We start from the raw sequence: 23,635 nt of genomic DNA, 5'->3' as shown, positions 1-23,635 counted from the left end.
GTCGCCATGCGAGAGTAGCTCACCGCCAGACTCCTATTAGAGAAACCCGTTGATCGTAAGATTGACGGGTTTTTTGCTATTTAGCGTTTGAAAACAGCTTCGAGAAACTAGTTTGGAGCAAGAGATAAGCAACAATACGCGGTTGGATATACCTTATTCTAAGTTACTCTTCATATAACTCGCATGTGATAGTAGCAATGCTTACTGCATCAACAGAATTAGATGAGGTAGGGTTTCTGTCAGTCACTTGTGGCAACAAAGCTACATTTTCTTTTGCATCAACTTCGTTGTCAGCTTCAACTATTTCAGTCTTTACTACATCGTCCTTATAAAGAGGGATTTTACATTTAAATTGGGGCATAGTTGCCTCCTATTTTATTGTTTAAATAAGCATAGACTAGGTTTAGCCTATGTTATGTTTTAGACACATAAAATGATTCAATTGGAGGAGGTGCTGTTAAAGTTCTCCATCCTTACGTACTAATCAAGCAAATACCACTATCCTTTTAGCCACTAATTCTTTTATTAATATGTTCTTCCGAAAGTTTTTACCGTATTGTCTGTTCTTATTACTATAATTCAACACAGTTAGTTTTATTGAAAGTGAATGACAACAATAATGAATAACAATGCATTAGTGGGTGGTGCCGGTCTTGGTTTTCGTCGTGAGATGGAGTCAGATCTAGATTTGATAACTACAGATAAAGTCGACTTTATGGAAGTTGCCCCTGAAAACTGGATGCGTCTTGGTGGTAAATACCAAAACTTATTTGCTCAAGTATCATCACAGCATAATATGGTTATTCATGGTTTATCGTTGTCGTTAGGAAGTCCGGATCCCCTTGATGTTAACTTTGTAAAAGAAGTTGGCCAGTTCATGCGTAAATTTAATATAAAACACTACAGTGAACATCTAAGTTACTGCTCTGCTGGCGGTCATATGTATGACTTAATGCCTATTCCTTTTACGCAAGAGGCGGTTCACTATGTTGCTGCGCGTATCAAGCAAGTGCAGGATATTCTTGAGCAAAAAATTGCGATTGAAAATGTCTCAGCTTATTTAAGCCAATCTAGTGAATTAACAGAATTAGAATTTACCAACGCTATATTAGCTGAGGCTGATTGCCATTTGTTATTAGATGTTAACAACGTATATGTTAATTCTATTAATCATAAGTATGATGGCAAAAAATTTATTGATGGATTGCCACCTGAACGTATCTTGTATGGTCACATTGCAGGCCATTATGATGAGGCGGATGATTTAAAAATTGATACACACGGAAGTGATGTTATACAGCCTGTTTGGGATTTACTTGAACATGCTTATAAACAACATGGTGTATTTCCCACTTTGTTAGAACGTGACTTTAATATTCCAGCGCTTGATGAACTATTTACTGAAGTTGATACTATTAAGCAGCTGCAGAAACGTTATGAGTCGCTTATTGCTAAGGGGTGTGTTCATGCCTCAGCTTAAATCACTTAAACAAATTCAAACTGAACTAACTGATGTTATTCGCTCTGGAAAAGGGAAGGTAAAAGGCGTTGAACCAAGACGCGTAACTATTTATCAAGAATTGTTTTTTAATAATATTGAAGGATTTTGTAGTACAGCTTTTCCAGTCGTTAAAAGTATTTTAGGTGAAAAGCAATGGCTTGCATTAGTAAGACGATTCTTTAAAGAAGCTGAGTGTGAAACACCTCACTTTATTGAAATATCACAAGAGTTCTTGGCTTTTTTGCTTAACGTTCAACATGATTTTCCTCAGTTTCCGTTCTTAGCTGAATTAACTCATTATGAATGGGTTGAGTTAGATCTTGGCGTTAAGTTTGAGCAAGAACATATCAAGCTTAAAGAATGCAATGCTGAATCTATGTTAGCACTTACAAACCTGTGTAGTCCTTTGATGTATAATTATCCAGTTCACACTATATCGGCAAAGAATGTTAAAGATATTAAGCCAGAGTTAACCGCTTTAGTTGTTTACAGAGATAAAGCATATGATGTTAAATTTATTTTGGTCGATCAATTAACAGTGTTCATGTTGCAAATTTTGCAACAAAATAAAGGCATAACTAAAGCTCAACTGGTATTAGAGTTAGCTACATTAAATGGAAGTTTTACTAAGTCCAAAATGTTAGATTTTCTAGATAATGCCTTGCCTAAATTCATCCAATTAAATCTAATCACGGCAATGACTAAAGTAGCGCAGAATTAGAACTTTATAATTATTAAATAAATCCTATCAAAGGTTTTTCCGTTGCAGTCAATCTGTCATACTAGGGGCATAAGATTAAGAGTGTCATTAGTATTTAGGTAAGCATGTTAGATTTAATAAAAAATAATATAAAAACAATTCCAGATTATCCAAAACCGGGCATAATGTTCCGTGATGTAACGTCATTAATGCAAAACGCTGAAGCGTTTGCTAAGACCATTGAATTATTTGAAACCAAATATAAAGATCAAGGTATTACTGCAATTGTAGGTACTGAGGCTCGTGGGTTTATTTTTGGCGCGCCATTAGCATTAAAAATGGGTGTTCCATTTATTCCGGTAAGAAAACCGGGTAAATTACCTCGTGAAGTTATCTCTCAAGATTATCAGTTGGAATATGGAACTGATACGATGCAGATTCATACTGATGCATTAACAGCAAAAGATAAAGTACTTATGGTTGATGATTTATTAGCAACTGGTGGTACGATTGAAGCAACTACATCTTTAATTCGTCAATTAGGCGCTACCGTTAATGACGCTTGTTTTGTTGTTAACTTGCCTGCATTAGGCGGTGAAGAAAGATTAAATAAGCTGGATATCAATAGTTATTCATTAACTGAGTTTGATGGCGAATAGCTTAAAAGGTTAATCTAAATGAGTTATCAAGTTCTCGCACGTAAATGGCGTCCTGCAAAATTCGCTGAGTTAGTTGGTCAAGAACATGTTAAAGCCGCATTAATAAACGGCTTAACTAATCAAAGACTGCACCATGCGTATTTATTTACGGGAACCCGCGGTGTTGGTAAAACAACAATCGCTCGTATTTTTGCTAAAAGTTTAAATTGCGAAACGGGTATTTCAGCTGAGCCTTGTGGTCAGTGCGGAACTTGTTTAGATGTAGATGCTGGACGATTTGTCGATCTAATCGAAATTGATGCAGCATCAAGAACCAAAGTAGGCGACACCAGAGAAATACTTGATAATGTACAATACGCGCCTACACGAGGCCGTTATAAAGTCTACCTAATAGATGAAGTACATATGTTATCTAGGCACAGCTTTAATGCGTTATTAAAAACGTTGGAAGAGCCGCCTGAGCACGTTAAGTTTTTATTAGCGACAACCGATCCTCAAAAATTACCTGTCACTATTTTATCCCGATGTTTACAATTTAATTTACAAGCCTTATCGATAAAACAAATATCTGAGCAGCTTGTTAGAATTATGCAAGCAGAGCAATTACCGTTTGAACAAGAAGCGCTTGAGTTGTTAGCTAAATACGCTAAAGGCAGTATGCGCGACGGTTTAAGTTTGACTGACCAAGCTATTGCTCAGTCTGGACAAAACGTTACTTTAGATGTTGTTCAGCATATGATGGGTACCGTTGATATTAGTTGGAGCCAGAATATATTGGCTGCAATATTAAATAGTGATGCTGACGGTTTAGTTAGTGAATTTTCTCGTTTAACAAAACAAAATCCAGATATTGAAAAAGTTTTAGATGACTTACTTAGCGTTTGTCACCAAATTGCGCTAACTCAAATCATGCCAAACGCAGCGCAATTAAATCAAAATATTAGTGAGTTTATTAAGACAGTAGCGACAAAATTAACACCACAAGAAGTGCAAGTTTATTATCAAATACTGCTACAAGGGAAACGAGATTTAAAAATAAGCTCAGACCCTTATGCTAGTTTTGAAATGATCTGTTTAAGAATGTTAGCGTTTAAGCCTGTGACAGATTTTTCAGAATTACCGTTAAAAAAAAACTCTGAAATAAATATCCCAAGAGTTGAAACTCCGGTTTCTGAGCCGTTACAAAAATTGGCACAAAAACCAGTTCTGAAAGAAGTTGTTAGCCCAGAGCCTGAATTAATAGAGCAACCAGCCAAGCCAGTTATACAAGACGCTACAACTAGTGCTGGATCTCAAACTCTTGTTGCTAATGTAACGGATGCAACAAATGAAATTACTGAAGACGAGTTATTAGCACAGCAAAACTTTTATCAAGATATGGCACAAAGCCAAGGCTTTGAAGGGCAATCCCTCGAGTCTAATGATTTTGCTAGCACTGATTTTGATAGCCGTGACTTTGAAAACCAAGTTGAACCTACTCAGGCTGTTGAAGAACAAAGTACACAAACTAATACACCTGAAACTGAAATCTTTGAGCCATTAATCGACTCGGACGAATTAGACAGTCCTGTGATGGCTATTCTTGCAGCTCGTGGTTTTGATGGCTTGTCAAACACCGAGTTAAATCCAGACTTATCTAAAGTCACTCCAGCTGAACAAAAAACAAAAAATAAAGCCGATGAAAATACTCAAGCATCAGTTACTGAGCCTACAAAAGTTGTAGAAGAAATTATCCTGCAGCCAAAAGCTGAGCTTATGCCGTTAGAGCATGAAGAAGTAAGGTATGCACATGAGGTAGATTCTTGGGCATCATTAATTGAACGTTCTAACTTGGCAGGTAGAGCGAAACAACTAGCTTTAAATGGCAGTGTAGATATTACTGACGACCGTATTGAATTGGTTGTTAAACAAGAGTTTATGCACTTGTTAAATGAGAAAACAGAAGCCGAGTTAAACGACGTTGTATTAAACTTAGCACCGCAATGTAAATTTGTTATCAAGCGTTCAGAATCGGTGGAAGCAGCTCCAGCTGAAATTCAAAAAGATATTAATCAAAATAGACAGCAAAGAGCCGAAGAAAGTATCAATGCCGATCCTATGGTGCAGACTTTGGTACAAGAATTTGATGGAAGAATAGTAGCAGGTTCAATTAAACCATTATAATTACCACATAATAGTAATTATAATGCTTGAACTTGTAATTTAATGAACTGGCCATATAAATTGGCAGTTACCTTATTAGTATTAAAATTTGAGGAAAGATTATGTTTAAAGGCGGAATGGGCAACATCATGAAGCAAGCCCAAGCAATGCAAGACAAAATGGCTAAAGTTCAAGAAGACTTAGCTAAAATGGAAGTTGTTGGTGAGTCTGGCGCAGGTCTTGTAAAAGTAACTATGTTAGGCAGTCATAGCGTTAAACGTGTTGATATTGACGAGTCTTTAATGGAAGACGACAAAGACATGCTAGAAGACTTAGTTGCTGCTGCAATTAATGATGCAGTACGTCGTGTTGAAGAAAATAACAAAGAGCAAATGGTTAAAGTAACTGGTGGCATGGGCATGCCTCCAGGTATGAAACTACCTTTCTAATTAGCTAATTTATGAGCCAATCATTATTAGAAAATCTGATAGAGCAATTGCAATGTTTACCCGGTGTTGGGCCTAAAACGGCTCAACGCATGGCGTTTCATTTATTACAACGTAAGCGCCAAGCTGGTAAAGAGTTATCTGTAGTATTAAATGATGCTATGGATAACATTGGTCAATGCTCTGAGTGCAGAAATTACACTGAATTAGAGCTTTGTGGTATTTGCCAAAACGCTAAACGCGCAATCGACGGTACTTTATGTATTGTGGAAAGCGCATCGGATTTAGCGGCTGTAGAACAAAGTGCACAATTTAGTGGCCGATATTTTGTATTGCACGGTTGTTTGTCACCAATTGATGGTGTTGGGCCAAGTGAGATTGGTTTATTTCAATTGGAAAAAATGTTAGAAAATGGTCACGTTAGTGAAGTTATTCTTGCGTTAAATCCAAGTGTCGAAGGCGAAGCTACGTCGCATTACATTGCTGATATTTGTAACTCGCATAATATCTCCATCACTCGAATTGCCCACGGTATTCCTGTCGGTGGCGAATTAGAAATGGTTGATAGTTCAACAATTACCCATGCGTTAATGGGGCGAAAACAGTTTTAAACCTGTAATGTTTTAAATTCAAAATCATAAGATGGTTAGATTTAATACAAATAACCATCTTATCTTTCATTCCTCCCTTGATTTTCCAATTTACGCTCCAATTAAGTTACCAACGTTTCAGTAGTTCGAATAACGACAAAGCTGAATTTGATAGACATAAATACAGGAGATTTACAGATGGCTGAAGCAGCTGCTCAAGGTAAACAAACTCACGGTTTCCAAACCGAAGTAAAACAATTATTACAATTGATGATCCACTCTTTATATTCAAACAAAGAGATCTTCTTACGCGAACTTATTTCAAACGCGGCGGATGCATCAGATAAATTACGTTTTGAAGCATTATCTAATAATGATTTATACGAAGGTGACGGCCACTTACGCGTACGTGTTAGCTTTGACGAAGAAAAAAATACTATTACTATTGATGACAATGGTATCGGTATGACTCAAGAGGAAGCTGCTGAGCATTTAGGTACGATTGCAAAATCTGGTACAGCTGACTTCTTTAAAAACTTATCAGGCGATAAAGCAAAAGACTCTCAGTTAATTGGTCAATTTGGTGTTGGTTTTTACTCAGCATTTATTGTTGCGGATAAAGTAGTTGTTCGTTCACGTAAAGCTGGTGCAAGTGCATCAGAAGGTGTTGAATGGACAAGTGAAGGTGAAGGCGATTTCACTTTAGAAACTATCACAAAAGAAACTCGTGGTACTGAAATTACTTTGTTCTTATCTGAAGAAGAAAAAGAATTTGCTAACGATTATAAACTTCGTGAAATCATTAAAAAATATTCAGATCATATCTCTACACCAGTAGAAATGTTCAAAGCTGAAATACCAGAAAGCGAAGGCGAAGACGGCGAAAAAATTCCTGCAATCCCTGGTGAATGGGAAGTTATTAATAAAGCCGATGCACTTTGGACTTTAGATAAATCTGAACTAGAAGACAAAGATTACCAAGAGTTTTACAAGCATATAAGCCACGACTTTGACGACCCAATGACTTGGGCGCACAACAAAGTTGAAGGTAAAAGTGAATACACATCTTTATTGTATATTCCTAAAAAAGCCCCATTTGATTTATGGAACCGTGATAAGCAACATGGCCTTAAATTATATGTTCAACGTGTATTCATTATGGATGACGCTGAGCAATTCATGCCAACCTACTTACGTTTTGTTAAAGGTTTAGTTGACTCAAATGACTTACCGTTAAACGTATCGCGTGAAATTCTACAAGACAATAAAGTAACGCAAACATTACGCAAAGGTTGTACATCTCGTGTGCTGAAGATGTTAGACCGCATGGGTAAAAATAATAAAGAAGATTATCAAGTATTCTGGAACGAGTTTGGCCAAGTGTTAAAAGAAGGTCCAGCAGAAGATATCGTCAATAAAGAAGCTATTGCTAAATTATTACGCTTTGCTTCAACGCACAATGACGATGCAACTCAGTCTGTTGGTTTTGCTGATTACGTTGAACGTATGAAGGAAGGGCAAGATAAGATTTATTATATTGTTGCTGACTCATACGAAGCGGCTAAAAATAATCCTGCACTTGAGATCTTCCGTAAGAAAGGCATCGAAGTTGTGCTTATGTTCGATCGCATTGATGAGTGGTTATTATCACACCTTAATGAATTTGACGGTAAATCGTTAGTATCAGTTACTCGTGGTGACTTAGACTTAGGCGACTTGGACGATGAAGAAACTAAAAAAGCACAAGAAGAAGCCGACAAAACATTTGAGTCATCAGTGGCTAGAATGAAAGGCGTTCTTGCAGCAGATGTTAAAGACGTTAAAGTTTCCCATCGTTTAACAGATTCTCCAGCATGTATTGTGACTGATAGCTCAGATATGAGTGCACAAATGATTGAGATGATGAAACAAATGGGACAACCAGTTCCAGATGTTAAACCTGTATTTGAAGTGAATATGGAACACGAATTAGTAAAACATATTGACCAAGTTCAAGATGAAGAACAATACAAACAATGGGTTGAGGTTTTATTAGACCAAGCAACATTGGCAGAGCGTGGAACAATTAACGATCCTGGCTCATTTGTAAAACGTATGAACGACTTAATGTTGTCACTTACCAAATAAGTAAGTTATAAATTAATTAAGCGTTATTAGAAAAGGAGCATTTGCTCCTTTTTTTATGCCTGAAAATGAACAATAGTATTAGACTTTAGTCTGACTGAAAGCTTAAGGTTTGGCTAAACTAAGATCAAAAACAAAAGAGGTTAATGAATAATAAATAAGCAAAAATCAAGTGGTGTAGAGTTAATAATCAGCGTTTATCGTTCATTTATCCAACGATTGTTTTAGTGTATTAGTTCTTTAAAAATAACAAGTTAGATAATTAATGGGATTTAAACCTCAATATAAAAATAATTGAATATAACGAGAACCATAAACTACAGATTTTACCTGTTTAACCTCCCTTGACCTAGATCATAATTGTTAAATTCATTGCTAGAATTGGCATAACATTAGTTGTCATAGCTTTTGTAATATGACAGTATTCCGCCCAGTATAAAATTTCTAAAAACTTAAATAAAAACTTTAAATCTGAGGATATATCCATGCGGATAATTTTACTAGGCGCACCGGGCGCAGGTAAGGGGACACAAGCCCAATTCTTAATGAATAAATATGGCATCCCACAAATTTCAACCGGCGATATGTTACGTGCAGCTATCAAAGAAGGATCTCCTTTGGGAATAGAAGCTAAAAAAGTAATGGACGCTGGCCAATTAGTGTCAGATGAGCTTATTATTGGACTAGTAAAAGAACGTATAACTAAAGCCGATTGCGAAAATGGTTTCTTGTTAGACGGTTTCCCTCGTACTATTCCTCAAGCTGACGCAATGAAAGACAACGGTATAAAAGTTGACCATTGTTTAGAGTTTGATGTACCTGATGAAGTGATTGTTGGACGTATGTCTGGCCGTCGTGTTCATCCTGGCTCAGGTCGTGTTTATCATGTTGTTTATAATCCACCAAAAGTGGAAGGCAAAGACGACGTGACAGGCGACGATTTAATGATCCGCGATGACGATAAAGAAGAAACAGTTCGTAAGCGTTTAGGCGTTTATCACGAACAAACTCAACCATTAGTAGATTACTATAAAGCGGAAGCTAATTCTGGTAACACAAGCTTTAGTACTGTTGATGGTACTCAGCCAGTTGAAGATATTAGTGCAAAATTAGCTACTATCTTAGGTTAATCAATTGCTGTAATTAATAGAGCCCGCATTTATGTGGGCTTTTTTGTTTACACTGTTAATAAATAAAAAAAGGTAACAACCATGAATATTGAATTCACCGCATTTTATGCCGGTATATTAAGTTTATTATATATAGCGCTATCGTTTAAAGTAATAAAGCTTCGTCGTAAGTTTAAAATTGGAATAGGTCATGGCGAAGAGAATGATTTGCATAAAGCAATTCGTGTTCATGCTAACTTTTCTGAATATGTGCCAATTGCGTTGTTTTTATTATTATTACTTGAAATTAATAGCAGTGAAGCATGGATACTGCATGTGCTTGGCTCTATGTTATTTCTTGGCCGTATCTTACATGTTATGGGGTTAAGTAAAAGTTCTGGTGTATCAAGAGCAAGGATCTTTGGTGGCGTACTTACATTTACAATGATTATAGTTGCAAGTGTGTTAAATATATTAGTGGTCTATTAATTCGTTTATAAGTTGAGCTCGCCTTTAGCAAGAAGTTTAGAATGATCTCTTTAATGGAAGGCCTATAGCAATTGAATTGCTATAGGCCTTTTTTATTATTTAAGTCTGTGAATTACAGACACAAAAAAACCGAAATAGAGAACTATTTCGGTTTTTAATAAATCTTACCACTTAGCCTAAACTAAAACTCTAAAATTAAAGAGCTTTGATTTGTGCATTAAAACGGCTCTTATGACGAGCTGCTTTATTTTTGTGGATAAGACCTTTAGTTGCATAACGGTCTAAAACTGGAACTAAAGCAACGAATGCTTCTTGAGCTTCAGTTTTTTGACCAGCAGCAATTGCTGCAACAACTTTTTTCATGTAAGTACGCATCATAGAGCGACGGCTTGCGTTGTGACGACGGCTCTGTTCAGAAGTTATAACGCGTTTCTTAGCAGACTTTATGTTAGCCAAGGCTGACTCCTAAAATAATAATTCAAAATAACGTGTTTTTAAGGCCGCGAATTTTGCCTTGATTAAGCGCTGTTGTCAAACCCTTTCAGCAATCTATGTTAGATAATGTAAATAATTACGTTGATAAATGCTTTATCTATAAAAAAAGATTAATATCGGGCATTCTTATTGTGGTAAGTCATACGGTAAATAGTAAGACAAGCCTCGTCAGTTTTAACTAACCCATTTTAAAAAGGTAATTCATTTGGCTCTGTTGCGTTCTGGTTTAATAGTTTCATTTATGACGCTGATCTCTCGAGTTTTAGGTTTAGTACGTGATGTCGTTGTAGCTACGCTTGTTGGAGCTGGTGTTAATGCCGATGTATATTTTTTCGCAAATCGTATTCCAAACTTTTTAAGACGATTATTTGCAGAAGGTGCTTTTGCTCAAGCTTTTGTGCCGGTTCTAACTGAAGTTAAAGAAAAGCACGGTGATGATGAAGTCAGAGAGTTAGTTGCTAAAGTTGCTGGTACTTTGGGTGTGATTGTCACCTTAGTTACTTTATTTGCTGTTATTGCTTCACCCGTTATCGTTATGGTATTTGGTACAGGTTGGTTTTTAGACTGGATGTCTGGTGGCCCAGATGCCGGTAAATTTGTATTGGCCGCATCTTTATTAAAAATAACATTCCCTTATTTATTCTTTATTACCTTTGTTGCTTTATCTGGTGCGGTATTAAATACCTACAATAAATTTGCGGTAGCTGCATTTACTCCGGTATTTTTAAATATTGCGATTATTGTTTGCGCTATTGTCTTTCATGATAGCTTTTCTGAACCGGCATATGCGTTAGCCACTGGGGTATTTGTCGGTGGTTTAGTTCAGTTCTTATTCCAAATTCCTTTTCTAGCAAAAGCGGGCTTATTAGTTTTACCTAGATGGGGCTGGAACGATGAATACGTAAAGCGTATTCGTTTGCTTATGTTGCCTGCAATCTTAGGTGTGTCGGTACATCAGTTAAATGCATTAGTTGATACTGTCATTGCCTCGTTTTTAGTTACTGGCTCCATAAGTTGGTTGTATTACGCCGATAGATTAATTGAATTTCCTTTGGGCCTGTTTGGTATTGGTATCGCGACGGTTATTTTACCTAGCTTGTCTAAGTTACATTCAAACGATAACCCTCAAGCGTTTCAACACACAATGGACTGGGCGTTACGCTTTGTATTAATGCTCGCGTTTCCTGCTATGGCAGGTCTTATGCTTTTAGGCCCATTAATTATTGAAGTCCTGTATTTACATGGCAAGTTTACCCCAGATGATGCAATGCATGTTCAATGGGCACTTATGGCTTACTGTTCAGGATTAATGAGTTATATGGCGGTGAAAGTATTAGCGCCGGGGTATTTTGCTCGACAAGATACTAAAACGCCTGTGAAAATCGGTATTATTTCAATGTTGGCTAACATAGTGTTTAACTTTATGTTATTTCCTTTCTTTGGTTATGTTGGTTTAGCTATTGCTACAGCAATGTCGGCTACGCTAAATGCAGCCTTGTTGTATAGAGGTCTCCATAAACAGGGGGTTTATACAATATCTCGTCAATCTCTAATTTGGATTGTTAAGTTATTATTGGCGACCGTATTTATGTCTTATATCGTTTGGATGGCTCATATGAATTGGCCACTAGAAATGACTACTTTCTCACATTTACTGATTAAACTATTTGGGCTGATTTTTTTAGCTATGTTTTCTTATTTTGTCTTACTGTTTGGTTTAGGTTTTAGACTCCGAGATCTAAAATCCAACTTTTGATTTGCAGATTAATTAATCAATTTAAACTAATAGATGTTTAAATTGATTATATTCCTTTGATTCAACAGAATAAGCATGCTTGTATGCTAGTAATTCCCCCTCATTTACCGTTATAATTTGACCGTTTTTTTATCTTTAAAAGTAGTGGTGATGGAGTTAGTTCGCGGTTTAGTTAATATTACTGAAAAACATAAAAACTGTGTGTTAACTATCGGTAACTTTGATGGTGTGCATATAGGGCATCAATACGTGTTGCAAAAATTAAAACAAGCAGCACAAAAGTATAATGTACCAAGTGTTGTTATGTTGTTTGAACCGCAACCACAAGAAGTGTTTTTAAAAGATAAAGCGGCGGCTCGAGTGTTAACCTTTCGTGAAAAATTCGAAAAGTTAAAAGAGATGGGCGTCGACCGACTTATTTGCATTCGTTTCAATCCGGCTTTTGCGGCTATGAGTGCAGAGCAGTTTATTGAAACCTTATTGATTGATAAATTAGGTGTTAAACATCTAATCGTTGGTGACGATTTCCGATTTGGCCAAAAACGTATTGGCAACCTTGAGTTGTTAAAACAGTACTCTACCAAATTTGATTTTAATGTTGATGACAGTAAAACGTTTGAATACTCCAACAAAAGAGCCAGCAGCACAGAGGTTAGGCACAGTTTAGATGAGTCTAACTTTGAAGTGGCAACCGCATTATTAGGCGAACCATTTAAATTTCATGGCAAAGTGATCCATGGTGAAAAAAATGGCCGTAAGTTTGGTTTTCCAACCGCTAATATTGCAGTCAAACGTAAGGTACTGCCAATTAAAGGTGTGTTTGCTGTACAAGTACAGTGGCAAGAAAAAAGCTTTTTTGGTGTCGCTAATATCGGCAACAAACCTACGTTGAATGGGGTTAAGCCTGTTTTAGAAGTGCATTTATTTGACTTCAACGAAAGTATTTATAGCCAAAGGTTAAGTATTGAACCTTTGTTTAAAATCCGAGATGAAAAGAAATTTAACTCGGTAGATGAATTAATCCAGCAGATCCACGCAGATGTAACAACTGCAAAAGCTGAACTATTTAAATAAATTATTTAAGCGTTAATTTAAAGTATATCGATACTCGGTGCTACTTATTAGTTAACCAAACTTAAATTATAAATTACGGACCCAGTCAAACATGAGTGATTATAAACATACTCTTAACTTGCCAGAAACTGCATTTCCAATGCGTGGTAACTTAGCTCAACGTGAACCTGTCATGATCAAAGAATGGCAGCAGAAAGAATTATATAAACAAATTCGTGATGCTAAAAAAGGCAAAAAAAGTTTTATTCTTCATGATGGCCCTCCGTATGCAAACGGTGACATTCATTTAGGTCACTCGGTTAATAAAATATTAAAAGACGTGATCATTAAGTCTAAGACTTTGTCTGACTTTGATTCTCCGTACGTGCCTGGTTGGGACTGTCACGGATTACCAATTGAATTAATGGTTGAGAAAAAAGTCGGCAAGCCTGGCAAAAAAGTAACCGCTGCTGAATTTAGACAAAAATGTCGCGACTACGCTGAACGCCAAATTACAGGTCAGTTAGACGGTTTTGTTCGTTTAGGTATATTAGGTGATTGGGAAAATCCATATAAAACAATGGATTTTAGCTCAGAAGCCAACATTATTCGTGCATTAGGCAAAATCATCGAGAATGACCATTTACAAAAAGGCTCTAAACCCGTTCATTGGTGTACAGATTGTGGTTCAGCATTAGCTGAAGCGGAAGTTGAGTACCAAGATAAAGTATCACCAGCAATTGATGTTAAATTTACTGCAGTCGACTCTGCAGATGTAACAAGTAAATTTGCACTTATAGACGGTGAACAAGGTACAGGCGATGTATCTTTTGTTATTTGGACGACAACACCTTGGACTATGCCAGCAAACCGTGCAATTGCACTTGCTGCAGATGTTGAATATGTATTAGTACAAATTGAAGCTGATGTACCATTTAGATTAATCGTTGCAGCTACGTTATTAGACGATGTTATGGCGCGTTATGGCATATCTGAATTCAAAGCGCTTGGTTATGCTAAAGGTGAATTATTTGAAAATCTTCAAGTAAAACATCCGTATGAAGATTTTACAGTACCGGTTATTTTAGGTGAGCATGTAACAACCGATGCAGGTACTGGTTGTGTACATACCGCTCCAGGACACGGTCAAGAAGATTTCACAGTTGGTTTGAAATACGGATTAGAAGTTGCTAACCCTGTTGGGCCAAATGGTGTATTTGTTGAGGGGACTAACCTTTTTGCAGGTCAGCATGTATTTAAAGCAAATCAAAATATAATAGATGTGTTATCAGAGCATAACGCATTAATGAAACACGTTGATATTACTCATAGTTACCCACATTGCTGGCGCCATAAAACGCCAATCATTTTCCGTGCTACGCCGCAGTGGTTTATCAGCATGGACAAAGCAGGTTTGCGTACTAAATCATTAGAAAAAATTAAGAACGTTGAATGGATACCAGATTGGGGCAAAAGCCGTATTGCAGGTATGGTTGAGAGTCGTCCAGATTGGTGTATTTCACGTCAACGTACTTGGGGTGTTCCAATTGCATTGTTTATCCACAATGAAACAGATGAACTTCATCCTAATACTCAAGAATTATTAGAGAAAGTTGCGTTAGCCGTTGAAGAAAAAGGCATTCAAGCTTGGTGGGATTTAGACCAAGCAGAATTGCTAGGTGCTGACTCTGATAATTACCGTAAAGTACAAGATACGTTAGATGTATGGTTTGACTCAGGTGTTACACACCATTTTGTGGTAGATGCACGTAAAGAGTTTACTAAGTCAGCTAATTTGTACTTAGAAGGTTCAGATCAACATCGTGGTTGGTTTATGTCATCATTGATGACATCAGTGGCGATGAACGACAAAGCCCCTTATGAGCAAGTATTAACGCATGGTTTCACTGTTGATAAAAATGGTCACAAAATGTCTAAATCTTTAGGAAACGTAGTTTCTCCTAAAGACGTAACAGGCAAGTACGGCGCTGACATCTTACGTTTGTGGGTTGCATCTACAGACTACACAGGTGAAATGACGGTAGACGATGAAATATTTAAACGTTCTGCTGATACTTACCGTCGTATTCGTAATACGTCTCGATTCTTATTGGCTAACTTAAACGGCTTTAACCCAATCACGGATACAGTACCAGAAAATGAAATGGTTGCTCTGGACCGTTGGATTGTTGGTAAAGCAGCCCGTTTACAAACTGAAATCATTGAAGCGTACGATAAGTATCAATTCCATGTTGTTATGCAAAAACTAATGAACTTCTGTTCAGTTGACTTAGGTAGCTTCTATTTAGACGTTATCAAAGACAGACAATACACAGCTAAAGCTGATTCTGTAGCCCGTCGTTCTTGTCAAACTGCTTTGTATCATATAGCAGAAGCAATGACGTGTTGGATGGCGCCAGTATTATCATTTACTGCACAAGAGATTTGGCAAGCACTTCCAGCTGAAACTGCAGCTGGTAAACGTGGTGATTTCGTATTCACTGGTGTTTGGTATTCAGACATTGAGCAATATGCCAAAGATGTAGATATGGGTGATGATTACTGGTCAGCAATTTTAGCGGTTAAAGACGAAGTTAACCGTACATTAGAAATGGCTAAAAAAGATAAATTGATTGGCGCATCGTTAGAAGCTGAAGTTACTTTATATGTAAATGACGAGATTAAACAAAAGCTAGAGTCGCTAGAAGACGAGCTACGTTTTGTATTGATCACATCAGCCGCTAAAGTTGACTCACTTAGCAATAAACCAGATACAGTAACTAACTCAGAGTTAGAAGGTGTATATGTTGCTATCACAACAAGTGAAGGTACTAAGTGTGAAAGATGTTGGCATTACACTGACGATGTTGGTAAAAATGCTGAGCATGATGATCTTTGTGGTCGTTGTGTAGACAATGTCGATGGTGAAGGTGAGTCAAGGAAGTTTGCTTAATGTTAGCTACATTGAAAGATATATTTAAAAATACAGGCTTAAAGTTTTTAGCTTTAAGCTTGTTATTAATAGTTGTTGATCAATTTACTAAGCTTTGGATCTTAAATAACTTTGCGTTATATGAAGATGTTAATGTGCTGCCAATTTTTGATCTTACTTATGTGCGTAACTACGGCGCAGCGTTTAGCTTTTTAAGCGACGCTGGTGGCTGGCAGCATTACTTCTTTACTACTATAGCGCTTGTGATCAGTGTTTTATTGATTTATTGGATGTATAAAACACCATCAAATAAGTCTTTACTACTATCTTCCTATGCCCTGATATTAAGCGGTGCAATTGGTAATGTTATGGACAGAATGAACTATGGTTACGTCGTTGATTTTCTTCATTTCTATTATCAAAATTGGCACTTTCCTGCTTTTAATGTGGCCGACATGGCAATTAGTATAGGCGCTGGATTATTAATATTGGATGCGATTTTCGATCATAGAAAAGAACAAGCAAGCAGTAAAAACAAACAAACTGAAAACGATTCATCAGAACAGGTTAAGTAATAATAAATATGAGCATTCAAGACGGCAGCGAAGTTGTTTTTCATTTTTCTATCAAATTATCTGATGGGTCAGTAGCCGACAGCACTAAAGTAAACGGTAAACCTGCCAAGTTAGCTATTGGCGATGGTAGCTTAACTCCAGGGTTTGAAGCCTGTTTAATTGGCTTAGAAGCCGGAAAAGAGGCGTCATTTACTTTAGAGCCTGAACAAGCTTTTGGTCAGCCAAATCCTGACAATATTTATTTTGTAGATAAAGACAAGTTTGGTGCCGATGTGCCAGCGGAAGAGGGCGCAATTGTTGCCTTTACCCAACCTGATGGTACAGAGTTGCCTGGTGTTATTCGTGATGTTGTTGGGCAGTCTGTAACGGTTGATTTTAATCATCCGCTTGCAGGTCAAGTATTAACGTTCGATGTTGAAATACTTGAAGTTAATAATGCTGACCTTAGTAAAAACGCAAACTAGAGGTATATCATGGAAGTATTGTTAGCCAATCCAAGAGGTTTCTGTGCAGGTGTTGATAGAGCGATATCTATTGTTGAGCGTGCTTTAGAGATTTTCCAACCGCCAATTTATGTCCGCCATGAAGTTGTACATAATAAGTTTGTGGTAAACGGATTAAAAGACCGTGGTGCTGTTTTTGTTGATGAGCTAGATGAAGTACCAGATGACAGTATTGTTATTTTCAGTGCGCATGGTGTTTCCCAAGCTGTACGTAAAGAAGCAACTAATCGTGGTTTGAAAGTATTTGATGCAACATGTCCATTAGTAACCAAAGTACATATGGAAGTTACTAGAGCTTCTAGAAAAGGGACTGAGTGTGTCTTAATAGGTCACCAAGGTCATCCGGAAGTGGAAGGGACTATGGGACAATATAATAATCCCGAAGGTGGTATTTACTTAGTTGAGTCACCTGCTGATGTTGAAACTCTGAACGTAAAAGACCCATCAGCACTATATTATTGTTCTCAAACTACCTTGTCTGTTGACGATACAGCCGATGTAATTGATGCGTTAAGAGCAAAATACCCTGAGATCAAAGGACCTCGTAAAGACGATATTTGTTATGCCACACAAAACAGACAAGATGCGGTTAGAGAATTAGCCAATAAAGCAGATTTGATGTTGGTTGTTGGTGCTGCTAATAGCTCTAATTCAAATAGATTACGTGAATTGTCAGAGAAAGTAGGCACTAAAGCATATTTGATTGATGATGCCAGTGATATTGATGTTAAATGGTTAGAGTCAAAACCTAATATTGCTGTAACAGCTGGAGCATCTGCACCAGATGTATTGGTAAAAGGCGTGATTGACCGACTTAAAGAGCTTGGGGCATCTTCAGTAACTGAAAATCCAGGTAAAGAAGAAAATATAGTGTTTGCTGTTCCAGCGGAATTGCAAGACGCTCCTAAAAAAATAATTCCCTAAAAAAGAAACAAAATGTAATTTATGTTCTACGCTTATTTAACATGACTTGTTAAATAAGCGAAGTGACATGATAAACAGTAAAACGGATTTAACTGCAACCTCTCATTTAAAAGCCCTTTCAAGATCGCATTCAAGCTGCTATTCAATAACGCATTCAAAAGGTGCTAGTTTAATAGAAGTTCTCGTAGCCTTAATTATACTTTCTATTGGTGTACTAGGTATTGTTGGGCTACAACTTATATCGTCCAAAGCTAATCAAACCAATCAAAACTTCATTCAAGCCGCATTAGTTACAAATAATTTAGCAAGCCGTATACAACTTAATAAAAATAGTGTTTTTAACGACTTATCTATTGGTATAAATAACCCTTATTTATCGACTAACTCATACGGTTTTTCTTCTTTTTCTAGCTGTGAAAGCTCAAATTATATTTGCTACTGTCAGCAACCTCCAAGTGCCATTCAAACTTGTCGTACTAATAACCAAGGCGCGTTCAACTTATGTAGTAGCGAACAGCTAGCCCAATTTGATACCTATGAAATCAGCTGCATGCTGGCACTGATATCAAATGAGGTGAAAGTCGTTATTTACTCAAGCTTCAACGACGATGGCATTGCATTACTAGATATTAATATACTTTGGGCTAATCAAGCTGAAGAGTTAGCAAATTATCAAGCCCAGTCAAGCTGTGGGTTAGCAATGCAAGAGCTTAATGGTGAGCTCTTGTGTTATTCACAGCAATTGATTATTGCTGATGGCCGTCATGAAAGTTAGTGGCGGCTTTTCTTTGTTGGAATTATTAATCGCCTTAACCATTGGCAGTGTTATCTCGTCTTTAGTAATTCACGTATATAACGCTAATCATCAATTGTTTTTGGCTAACAAGGCGTTAGAGAATGTATTCTATAACGGTCAATATATTATTCCTTTATTGAATACGAGTATTGCTGATGCCGGAAATACTAACGTGTATTCAGCCAACTTAAATACACAAGTCGATATCAACCAAGAAGCTAAATTTATAGCGACTAACCCAATAGCAACAGAATCGAATTTCAGCTCATATCCTTTTATATCAAGCCAGGAAGGTGGTGAAGAGCCTGATCAGATCACGATAAACACTATCACTGACAAAAGTTGTACAGGTACCAACTTTGATTTTAGCGATGGGGAGCTATTGCATGTGGTAAATCAATATTACTTGGACGGAACAACATTACGTTGTAAAAGCTATGATGGACGTTTCTTACGGGGATTAAAACCCGATGTAGGTTCTAATTATTCAGTGTCTTTATTAGAAAATGTTTATGATTTACAGATACAATATTTGGTAAAACAAGAAAACATAGGGGATGACAATGAAATCTTTATTTGGATAAATGCAGATCAACTGTCTGCCAATTTAATCACAAACAGAGAGTTAGTTGCAGTTAATATTGCCATATTAATAGGTGATCCAGTGTTAACAAAATTACAAAATTATAGACAAGTTCAATTATTGGCAAATGATAGTTATGAAGCACCTGAAAATATTTTAGTCCGCCCGTTTTCAACAGTTGTCACATTAACCAGCTATAAGTAAACGCTGAGTAATTAATTATGAACTTAGTTAGGAAAAATAAACAACAAGGTATCGTATTGGTTTTAGTACTTATCTTTTTATTGGTTATGACTTTACTGTCAGTATCTTCTATTTCGTCATCAAGGTTACAAACGGTAATACTTAGCAATCAAGCGTTATATCAACAAGCAAGATTATTGTTAACCAACAATAAACAGCTTGTTTTTAATCAATTATCAACGCCAAAATATTCTTCCTCAATTTTACAGCTCAGCAGTGTGTTAGATACTAATGGAAAATTAACTATCAGCGAATTACCCAATTGCAGAGAACAAATTTACAACGACTGGATTTTACTAGGAGCATCACAAGGTATTCAATTGACGCCAAGCAACATGATAAGTAAAGCTGTTACTCATCTAGCCCTAATTACAGTTGAGTTGGACGACATCGACTCTAGCAAGCGATTAGAAACTTTAGTTCTTCAACAATGTACTGAGTTATTAAGTTCAAGTTTGGCGGTTGTTGAAACATCAATAATTACCAGAGAGTTAGTGTCCGCCAGTGAATACTCAGATAACAATGAAAGTATGGCAGATATAGAAGGGGATAAGTTTCAAGTTTTGCTTATCTCCAGTGAAAGAGGCATTCAGTTTATAGAAAGCAGCTTATAGAAGACTAGAAAAACAGGGGAATAATATGAAAGTAAAAGGATTTAGCTTAATAGAACTGTTGGTAGTGGTGTCTATTTTATTTGGTTTACTAGCTTTAGGTAGGCAGCGTTATGTACAGCACATAGAAAAAACTAAATTAACCCAAGCGCAGTCAGACTTACTCATCTTAGCTAGCAAGTTAGAGCAATATAAGTTGTTTAACGGAAATTATTTGGGTGCTGCAGGTTCTCGATCTTCAGGAGACGGAACAGGAGAAAGCCCTGTAACTAATACTGGAAGCCCTTGGATATTTCAGGCTTATTCACCAGCTAATAAGTTAGAACAAGATGCCATTTTTACTCTGGCTATTTCATTTGTTAGTAACAATGGTCTTGAATACCAAATAACGGCAACAGCAATTAACGACAAAGATAAAAAACGTTACGGTGTTTTAATTTATTACTCGGACGGGCGCCGAGGTTATGACAGAAATAAAGATGGTGAGTTTGCCAATAATGAACAGTGTTGGGATTGTTGAAGTTTAGGAAATATGAATAAATTTCAAACAATGAGTAAGGACTATTGTAATGAAATACAAATTGAAGCTGGCAAGCCATTATCAACAACTTGCATTTACATTGATTGAGGTAATGTTAGTTATTGGGTTTATTGCAACCTTGGTTATGCTTGCAAGTCCGTCATTATCTAGTTTCTTTCAACGTAATAAATTAACCAGTGAAGTGAATCAATTTAGCTCACAATTACAATTAGCAAAATCAGTCGCCGCTAGTCAGTTTATATACGTAATTATTTGTCCAACTCAAGATAGAGCAAGTTGTGGTGGGCGTTGGGCGGATGAAATCATTATTTTTACCGATCAAAATGATAATAGTGTTGTCGATGTAAATGATAAAATACTAGCTTCTTATAAAGTAGGTTCTCCTATAGAGATTTATGCCAACAGAGATAAAGTAAGGTTTGCTCCAATAAATACCGCAAGTACAAGTGCAGCAACGATTACGTTATGTCTTAACGATAATATAAAACAAGCCCTTGTTATTTCCAATGTGGGACGGATACGTTTAGAGCTAGATAAAGATAAAATTGATTGTAGTTATTAATATTCTTATTAAAGGGCCTCAGGGAAAGAGCATTCTTTGTGGTGAAAATAAGCCATATCGTTGAATTGCTCTCGCTCTGCAATATGAAACCACGCTTTAACTTCTTCACTCAGCTGCTCTTGATTTCCCTTCAGTGCAATAACATAATCACCGCCTTTTTGGATTATGTGCTCAGCTATCTTATGCTGACAACCCATAGCATCAAACGTGACTGTGCAGCCTTTGATACCAAGTAAATCTAGTAATGAGCTTGCCTTAGCCCTGTATGGTTAATAAACATAAGTGGTTTATCTATTGCCAAACTAAGTTACTTGTTGTTATTATTTTATTTTATCTAAAAGGGATGTTTGTGAAAATAAAAATACTACTAATATCGGCTCTTCTAATATCAACATTGGCAAGTGCTAAAGAAATACCAATAGAGCATTTCAGTCAAATGCCATCTATAGATCAGCCTACTATTTCCCCAGACGGTACAAAAGTCGCTGCAATTTATAATAATAAAGATCAAACACAAGTTGTAATTTCAAACTTTGGATCGCGTGAATTAAGTACTTTAGTCGCTCTTGGTGGTGAAAAGTACAGAATAGATCATATTGCTTGGGCAAACAATCAAAGAGTTCTAGTTACTGTGAGTCAACCTTATGTGGCTTTTGGAATACGTGTTAGGACAACACATATTTACTCAGCTGATATTACAGGTGAATCTGTATTTGAGTTGAGGCGTAAACGAGCTGGAAAACAGACTGCAAAGCAATTTTATTTTGAAAGCCCAGACTTATTAAGTGTACTGGAAAATGACCCTGATCATGTATTAGTTACACTTAGAGATGACAGAGATGACAATTATACATCTGTTTTTAAAGTGAACATTAATGATGGAACTTTTACAAAGTACTTACCAAATACTAATAAAATTACTTCTTGGTTGCCTAATAAAGATGGCGATATTTTATTATCTATAGGCTCTACAGGAATACGAAATGACTTAACGAGTATTGTTTATGTACGTAAAGATGTAAATTCAAATTGGAAAAAAGTAAAAACATTTACGCCATATGAAAGTGATACATTCGATCCTGTGTTATTTGATTCAGATACAAACACTCTTATTGTTTTATCAGATCATAAATTGAATAAAAATGCTCTTTGGTCATTTAATATAGCAACAGCTACATTTACTAAGTTATTAGGTGAGGCTCCTGAAAATTTTGATATATCTAGTGCAATTGTTGAATTTAAAGATAGTGAAAGAAAAGTAGTCGGTTACAGATATGTTGATAATTTCGTTAAACGTGTATTCTTCGATAAAGAAAAAGAAACTATATCAACACAAATATCATCATTGTTTTCTAAACAAGGGTTACAAGCAACTTTATATGACTTTGATCAATCAGAAACTAAATATATTGTTTCAGCTGTAAGTGATAGTTCTCCTGGGAAATTTTATTTGTACGATAAAGTTAAGAAAAACATTTCGTTTTGGTTTAGTCAATACCCTTATTTAGAAGGGAAGTCGTTAGCTTATGTATCAGCTATTAAATTTAAAGCTCGTGATGGTATGGAGTTAAATGGTTATTTAACATTGCCTAATAATGTTGAAAAACCACCCCTTGTTTTGTTTCCTCATGGTGGGCCGTACGCAAGAGATTATCAGTACTTTGACCCATTTGTACAAATGATGGCAAATCAAGGTTATGCCGTGTTGCAAGTAAATTATAGGGGCTCTACTGGTTTTGGTAATGCTTATGAAGCTGCTGGTTATCATCAGTGGGGTAAAGCAATGCAAACGGATTTATTAGATGCTGTAAATTGGGTTAAAGATAATGGTTATGCCAATACTGAAAACTCTTGTATTGCAGGAGCAAGCTATGGTGGTTATGCAGCATTAGTAGCAGGTTTTCAAACACCTAAGATGTTTAAATGTATTATTAGTATAGCTGGTGTTTCTGACCTGAATAAGCAAATGACCTTATGGAGAAAGAAAGGTTATTTAAGTTATATAAAAAATGCTGTTAAAGACGAAGATGCAAATATTAAATCAGTATCACCTATTTACCATGTGGATAAATTTGAAGTGCCAGTGCTACTTATTCATGGTAAAAAAGATCAATTAGTAAGTTATCGTCAATCTGAGAGTATGTATAAAGCTCTTGATGACGCTGATAAAGATGTAAAATATGAAGAGTTTGAGTATGGAACACATCATTTAAATGACGCTAATAACAGAATTAAGTCTATGGAACTAATGGCTGAGTTTTTGGCAGAACATTTAAAATAGTTTTTATATTGAAAGTGTTT

Annotated in this window: 23 protein-coding genes and 1 pseudogene; 21 read left to right on the top strand and 3 right to left on the bottom strand. The window is 36.4% G+C overall.

The window, feature by feature from the left end; all coding sequences use genetic code 11:
- Positions 1–163 precede the first annotated feature (163 nt).
- A complete protein-coding gene (locus Q0940_RS14125) occupies positions 164–361 on the bottom strand; it encodes a hypothetical protein (protein WP_299269760.1) in 198 nt (65 codons plus the stop codon).
- Between the two features lie 258 nt (positions 362–619).
- Here Q0940_RS14125 and Q0940_RS14120 point away from each other — a divergent pair, with 258 nt between their 5' ends.
- From Q0940_RS14120 to Q0940_RS14080, 9 genes are all read left to right on the top strand, one after another.
- Positions 620–1,480, top strand: a complete 861-nt coding sequence (locus tag Q0940_RS14120; protein WP_299269766.1) for a DUF692 domain-containing protein — start codon at positions 620–622, stop codon at positions 1,478–1,480.
- Positions 1,467–2,222, top strand: a complete 756-nt coding sequence (locus Q0940_RS14115; RefSeq protein ID WP_299269757.1) for a putative DNA-binding domain-containing protein — start codon at positions 1,467–1,469, stop codon at positions 2,220–2,222. The genes Q0940_RS14120 and Q0940_RS14115 overlap by 14 nt, the downstream gene beginning before the upstream one ends.
- A 104-nt stretch (positions 2,223–2,326) precedes the next feature.
- Complete coding sequence (gene apt / locus Q0940_RS14110; RefSeq protein WP_299269755.1) at positions 2,327–2,860, top strand: adenine phosphoribosyltransferase; 534 nt, start codon at positions 2,327–2,329, stop codon at positions 2,858–2,860.
- A gap of 18 nt (positions 2,861–2,878) precedes the next feature.
- Positions 2,879–5,023 (top strand): DNA polymerase III subunit gamma/tau, encoded by a 2,145-nt coding sequence (gene dnaX / locus Q0940_RS14105; RefSeq protein WP_299269752.1) that lies wholly within the window; start codon positions 2,879–2,881, stop codon positions 5,021–5,023.
- A gap of 101 nt (positions 5,024–5,124) precedes the next feature.
- Entirely contained in the window at positions 5,125–5,451 is a 327-nt protein-coding gene (locus tag Q0940_RS14100) for a YbaB/EbfC family nucleoid-associated protein (RefSeq protein ID WP_299269748.1), read from the top strand.
- Between the two features lie 11 nt (positions 5,452–5,462).
- On the top strand, positions 5,463–6,059 hold the full coding sequence (recR, locus tag Q0940_RS14095) for a recombination mediator RecR (protein ID WP_299269746.1): 597 nt from the start codon (positions 5,463–5,465) through the stop codon (positions 6,057–6,059).
- Positions 6,060–6,236: 177 nt separating this feature from the next.
- Complete coding sequence (gene htpG, locus Q0940_RS14090) at positions 6,237–8,165, top strand: molecular chaperone HtpG (protein WP_299269743.1); 1,929 nt, start codon at positions 6,237–6,239, stop codon at positions 8,163–8,165.
- Positions 8,166–8,647: 482 nt separating this feature from the next.
- Positions 8,648–9,292, top strand: coding sequence for an adenylate kinase (gene adk, locus Q0940_RS14085; protein ID WP_299269740.1), 645 nt, complete (start codon positions 8,648–8,650; stop codon positions 9,290–9,292).
- Positions 9,293–9,373: 81 nt separating this feature from the next.
- Positions 9,374–9,760 carry an MAPEG family protein gene (locus Q0940_RS14080; RefSeq protein ID WP_299269737.1) on the top strand — a complete coding sequence of 129 codons (387 nt, stop codon included), beginning with the start codon at positions 9,374–9,376 and terminating at the stop codon, positions 9,758–9,760.
- Positions 9,761–9,955: 195 nt separating this feature from the next.
- Here Q0940_RS14080 and rpsT read toward each other — a convergent pair whose 3' ends face one another.
- Positions 9,956–10,216, bottom strand: coding sequence for a 30S ribosomal protein S20 (gene rpsT, locus Q0940_RS14075; RefSeq protein WP_105053534.1), 261 nt, complete (start codon positions 10,214–10,216; stop codon positions 9,956–9,958).
- Positions 10,217–10,454: 238 nt separating this feature from the next.
- On the opposite strand from rpsT, the gene murJ reads away from it, so the two are divergent.
- From murJ to Q0940_RS14020, 11 genes are all read left to right on the top strand, one after another.
- The gene (gene murJ / locus Q0940_RS14070) at positions 10,455–12,011 is read left to right on the top strand and encodes a murein biosynthesis integral membrane protein MurJ (protein WP_299269763.1); all 1,557 of its coding nucleotides are present in this window, start codon (positions 10,455–10,457) and stop codon (positions 12,009–12,011) included.
- Between the two features lie 150 nt (positions 12,012–12,161).
- The gene (ribF, locus tag Q0940_RS14065; RefSeq protein ID WP_299269732.1) at positions 12,162–13,085 is read left to right on the top strand and encodes a bifunctional riboflavin kinase/FAD synthetase; all 924 of its coding nucleotides are present in this window, start codon (positions 12,162–12,164) and stop codon (positions 13,083–13,085) included.
- 91 nt (positions 13,086–13,176) lie between these two features.
- Positions 13,177–16,017, top strand: coding sequence for an isoleucine--tRNA ligase (gene ileS / locus Q0940_RS14060; RefSeq protein WP_299269729.1), 2,841 nt, complete (start codon positions 13,177–13,179; stop codon positions 16,015–16,017).
- Positions 16,017–16,571: a signal peptidase II gene (gene lspA / locus Q0940_RS14055; RefSeq protein ID WP_299269727.1), complete on the top strand. Its 555-nt coding sequence runs from the start codon at positions 16,017–16,019 to the stop codon at positions 16,569–16,571. Before ileS ends, lspA begins: the two co-directional genes overlap by 1 nt.
- Before the next feature lie 8 nt (positions 16,572–16,579).
- Positions 16,580–17,035 (top strand): FKBP-type peptidyl-prolyl cis-trans isomerase, encoded by a 456-nt coding sequence (fkpB, locus tag Q0940_RS14050; protein ID WP_299269725.1) that lies wholly within the window; start codon positions 16,580–16,582, stop codon positions 17,033–17,035.
- Positions 17,036–17,044: 9 nt separating this feature from the next.
- On the top strand, positions 17,045–17,998 hold the full coding sequence (gene ispH, locus Q0940_RS14045) for a 4-hydroxy-3-methylbut-2-enyl diphosphate reductase (protein WP_299269722.1): 954 nt from the start codon (positions 17,045–17,047) through the stop codon (positions 17,996–17,998).
- Positions 17,999–18,065: 67 nt separating this feature from the next.
- A complete protein-coding gene (gene pilV / locus Q0940_RS14040; protein WP_299269720.1) occupies positions 18,066–18,773 on the top strand; it encodes a type IV pilus modification protein PilV in 708 nt (235 codons plus the stop codon).
- Positions 18,763–19,581, top strand: a complete 819-nt coding sequence (locus tag Q0940_RS14035; protein WP_299269717.1) for a PilW family protein — start codon at positions 18,763–18,765, stop codon at positions 19,579–19,581. Before pilV ends, Q0940_RS14035 begins: the two co-directional genes overlap by 11 nt.
- Positions 19,582–19,598: 17 nt before the next feature.
- Positions 19,599–20,234 carry a hypothetical protein gene (locus tag Q0940_RS14030; RefSeq protein ID WP_299269712.1) on the top strand — a complete coding sequence of 212 codons (636 nt, stop codon included), beginning with the start codon at positions 19,599–19,601 and terminating at the stop codon, positions 20,232–20,234.
- 25 nt (positions 20,235–20,259) lie between these two features.
- On the top strand, positions 20,260–20,751 hold the full coding sequence (locus Q0940_RS14025; protein WP_299269709.1) for a type IV pilin protein: 492 nt from the start codon (positions 20,260–20,262) through the stop codon (positions 20,749–20,751).
- Positions 20,752–20,800: 49 nt separating this feature from the next.
- Positions 20,801–21,334, top strand: coding sequence for a GspH/FimT family pseudopilin (locus tag Q0940_RS14020; protein ID WP_299269706.1), 534 nt, complete (start codon positions 20,801–20,803; stop codon positions 21,332–21,334).
- Positions 21,335–21,342: 8 nt separating this feature from the next.
- Here the strand turns inward: Q0940_RS14020 and Q0940_RS14015 are convergent.
- A pseudogene (locus Q0940_RS14015) lies at positions 21,343–21,579 on the bottom strand (ISAs1 family transposase); the annotation flags it as partial.
- Between the two features lie 104 nt (positions 21,580–21,683).
- Between Q0940_RS14015 and Q0940_RS14010 the strand changes: the two are divergent.
- Positions 21,684–23,615 (top strand): S9 family peptidase, encoded by a 1,932-nt coding sequence (locus Q0940_RS14010; protein WP_299269704.1) that lies wholly within the window; start codon positions 21,684–21,686, stop codon positions 23,613–23,615.
- The last annotated feature ends 20 nt before the right edge of the window (positions 23,616–23,635 follow it).

Source organism: uncultured Psychrosphaera sp. (assembly GCF_947500655.1).
In the GTDB taxonomy this organism is placed as follows: Bacteria; Pseudomonadota; Gammaproteobacteria; order Enterobacterales; family Alteromonadaceae; genus Psychrosphaera.
The sequence above is the reverse complement of the archived record's forward strand: the minus strand, read 5'-3'. Positions and strand labels throughout refer to the sequence as shown.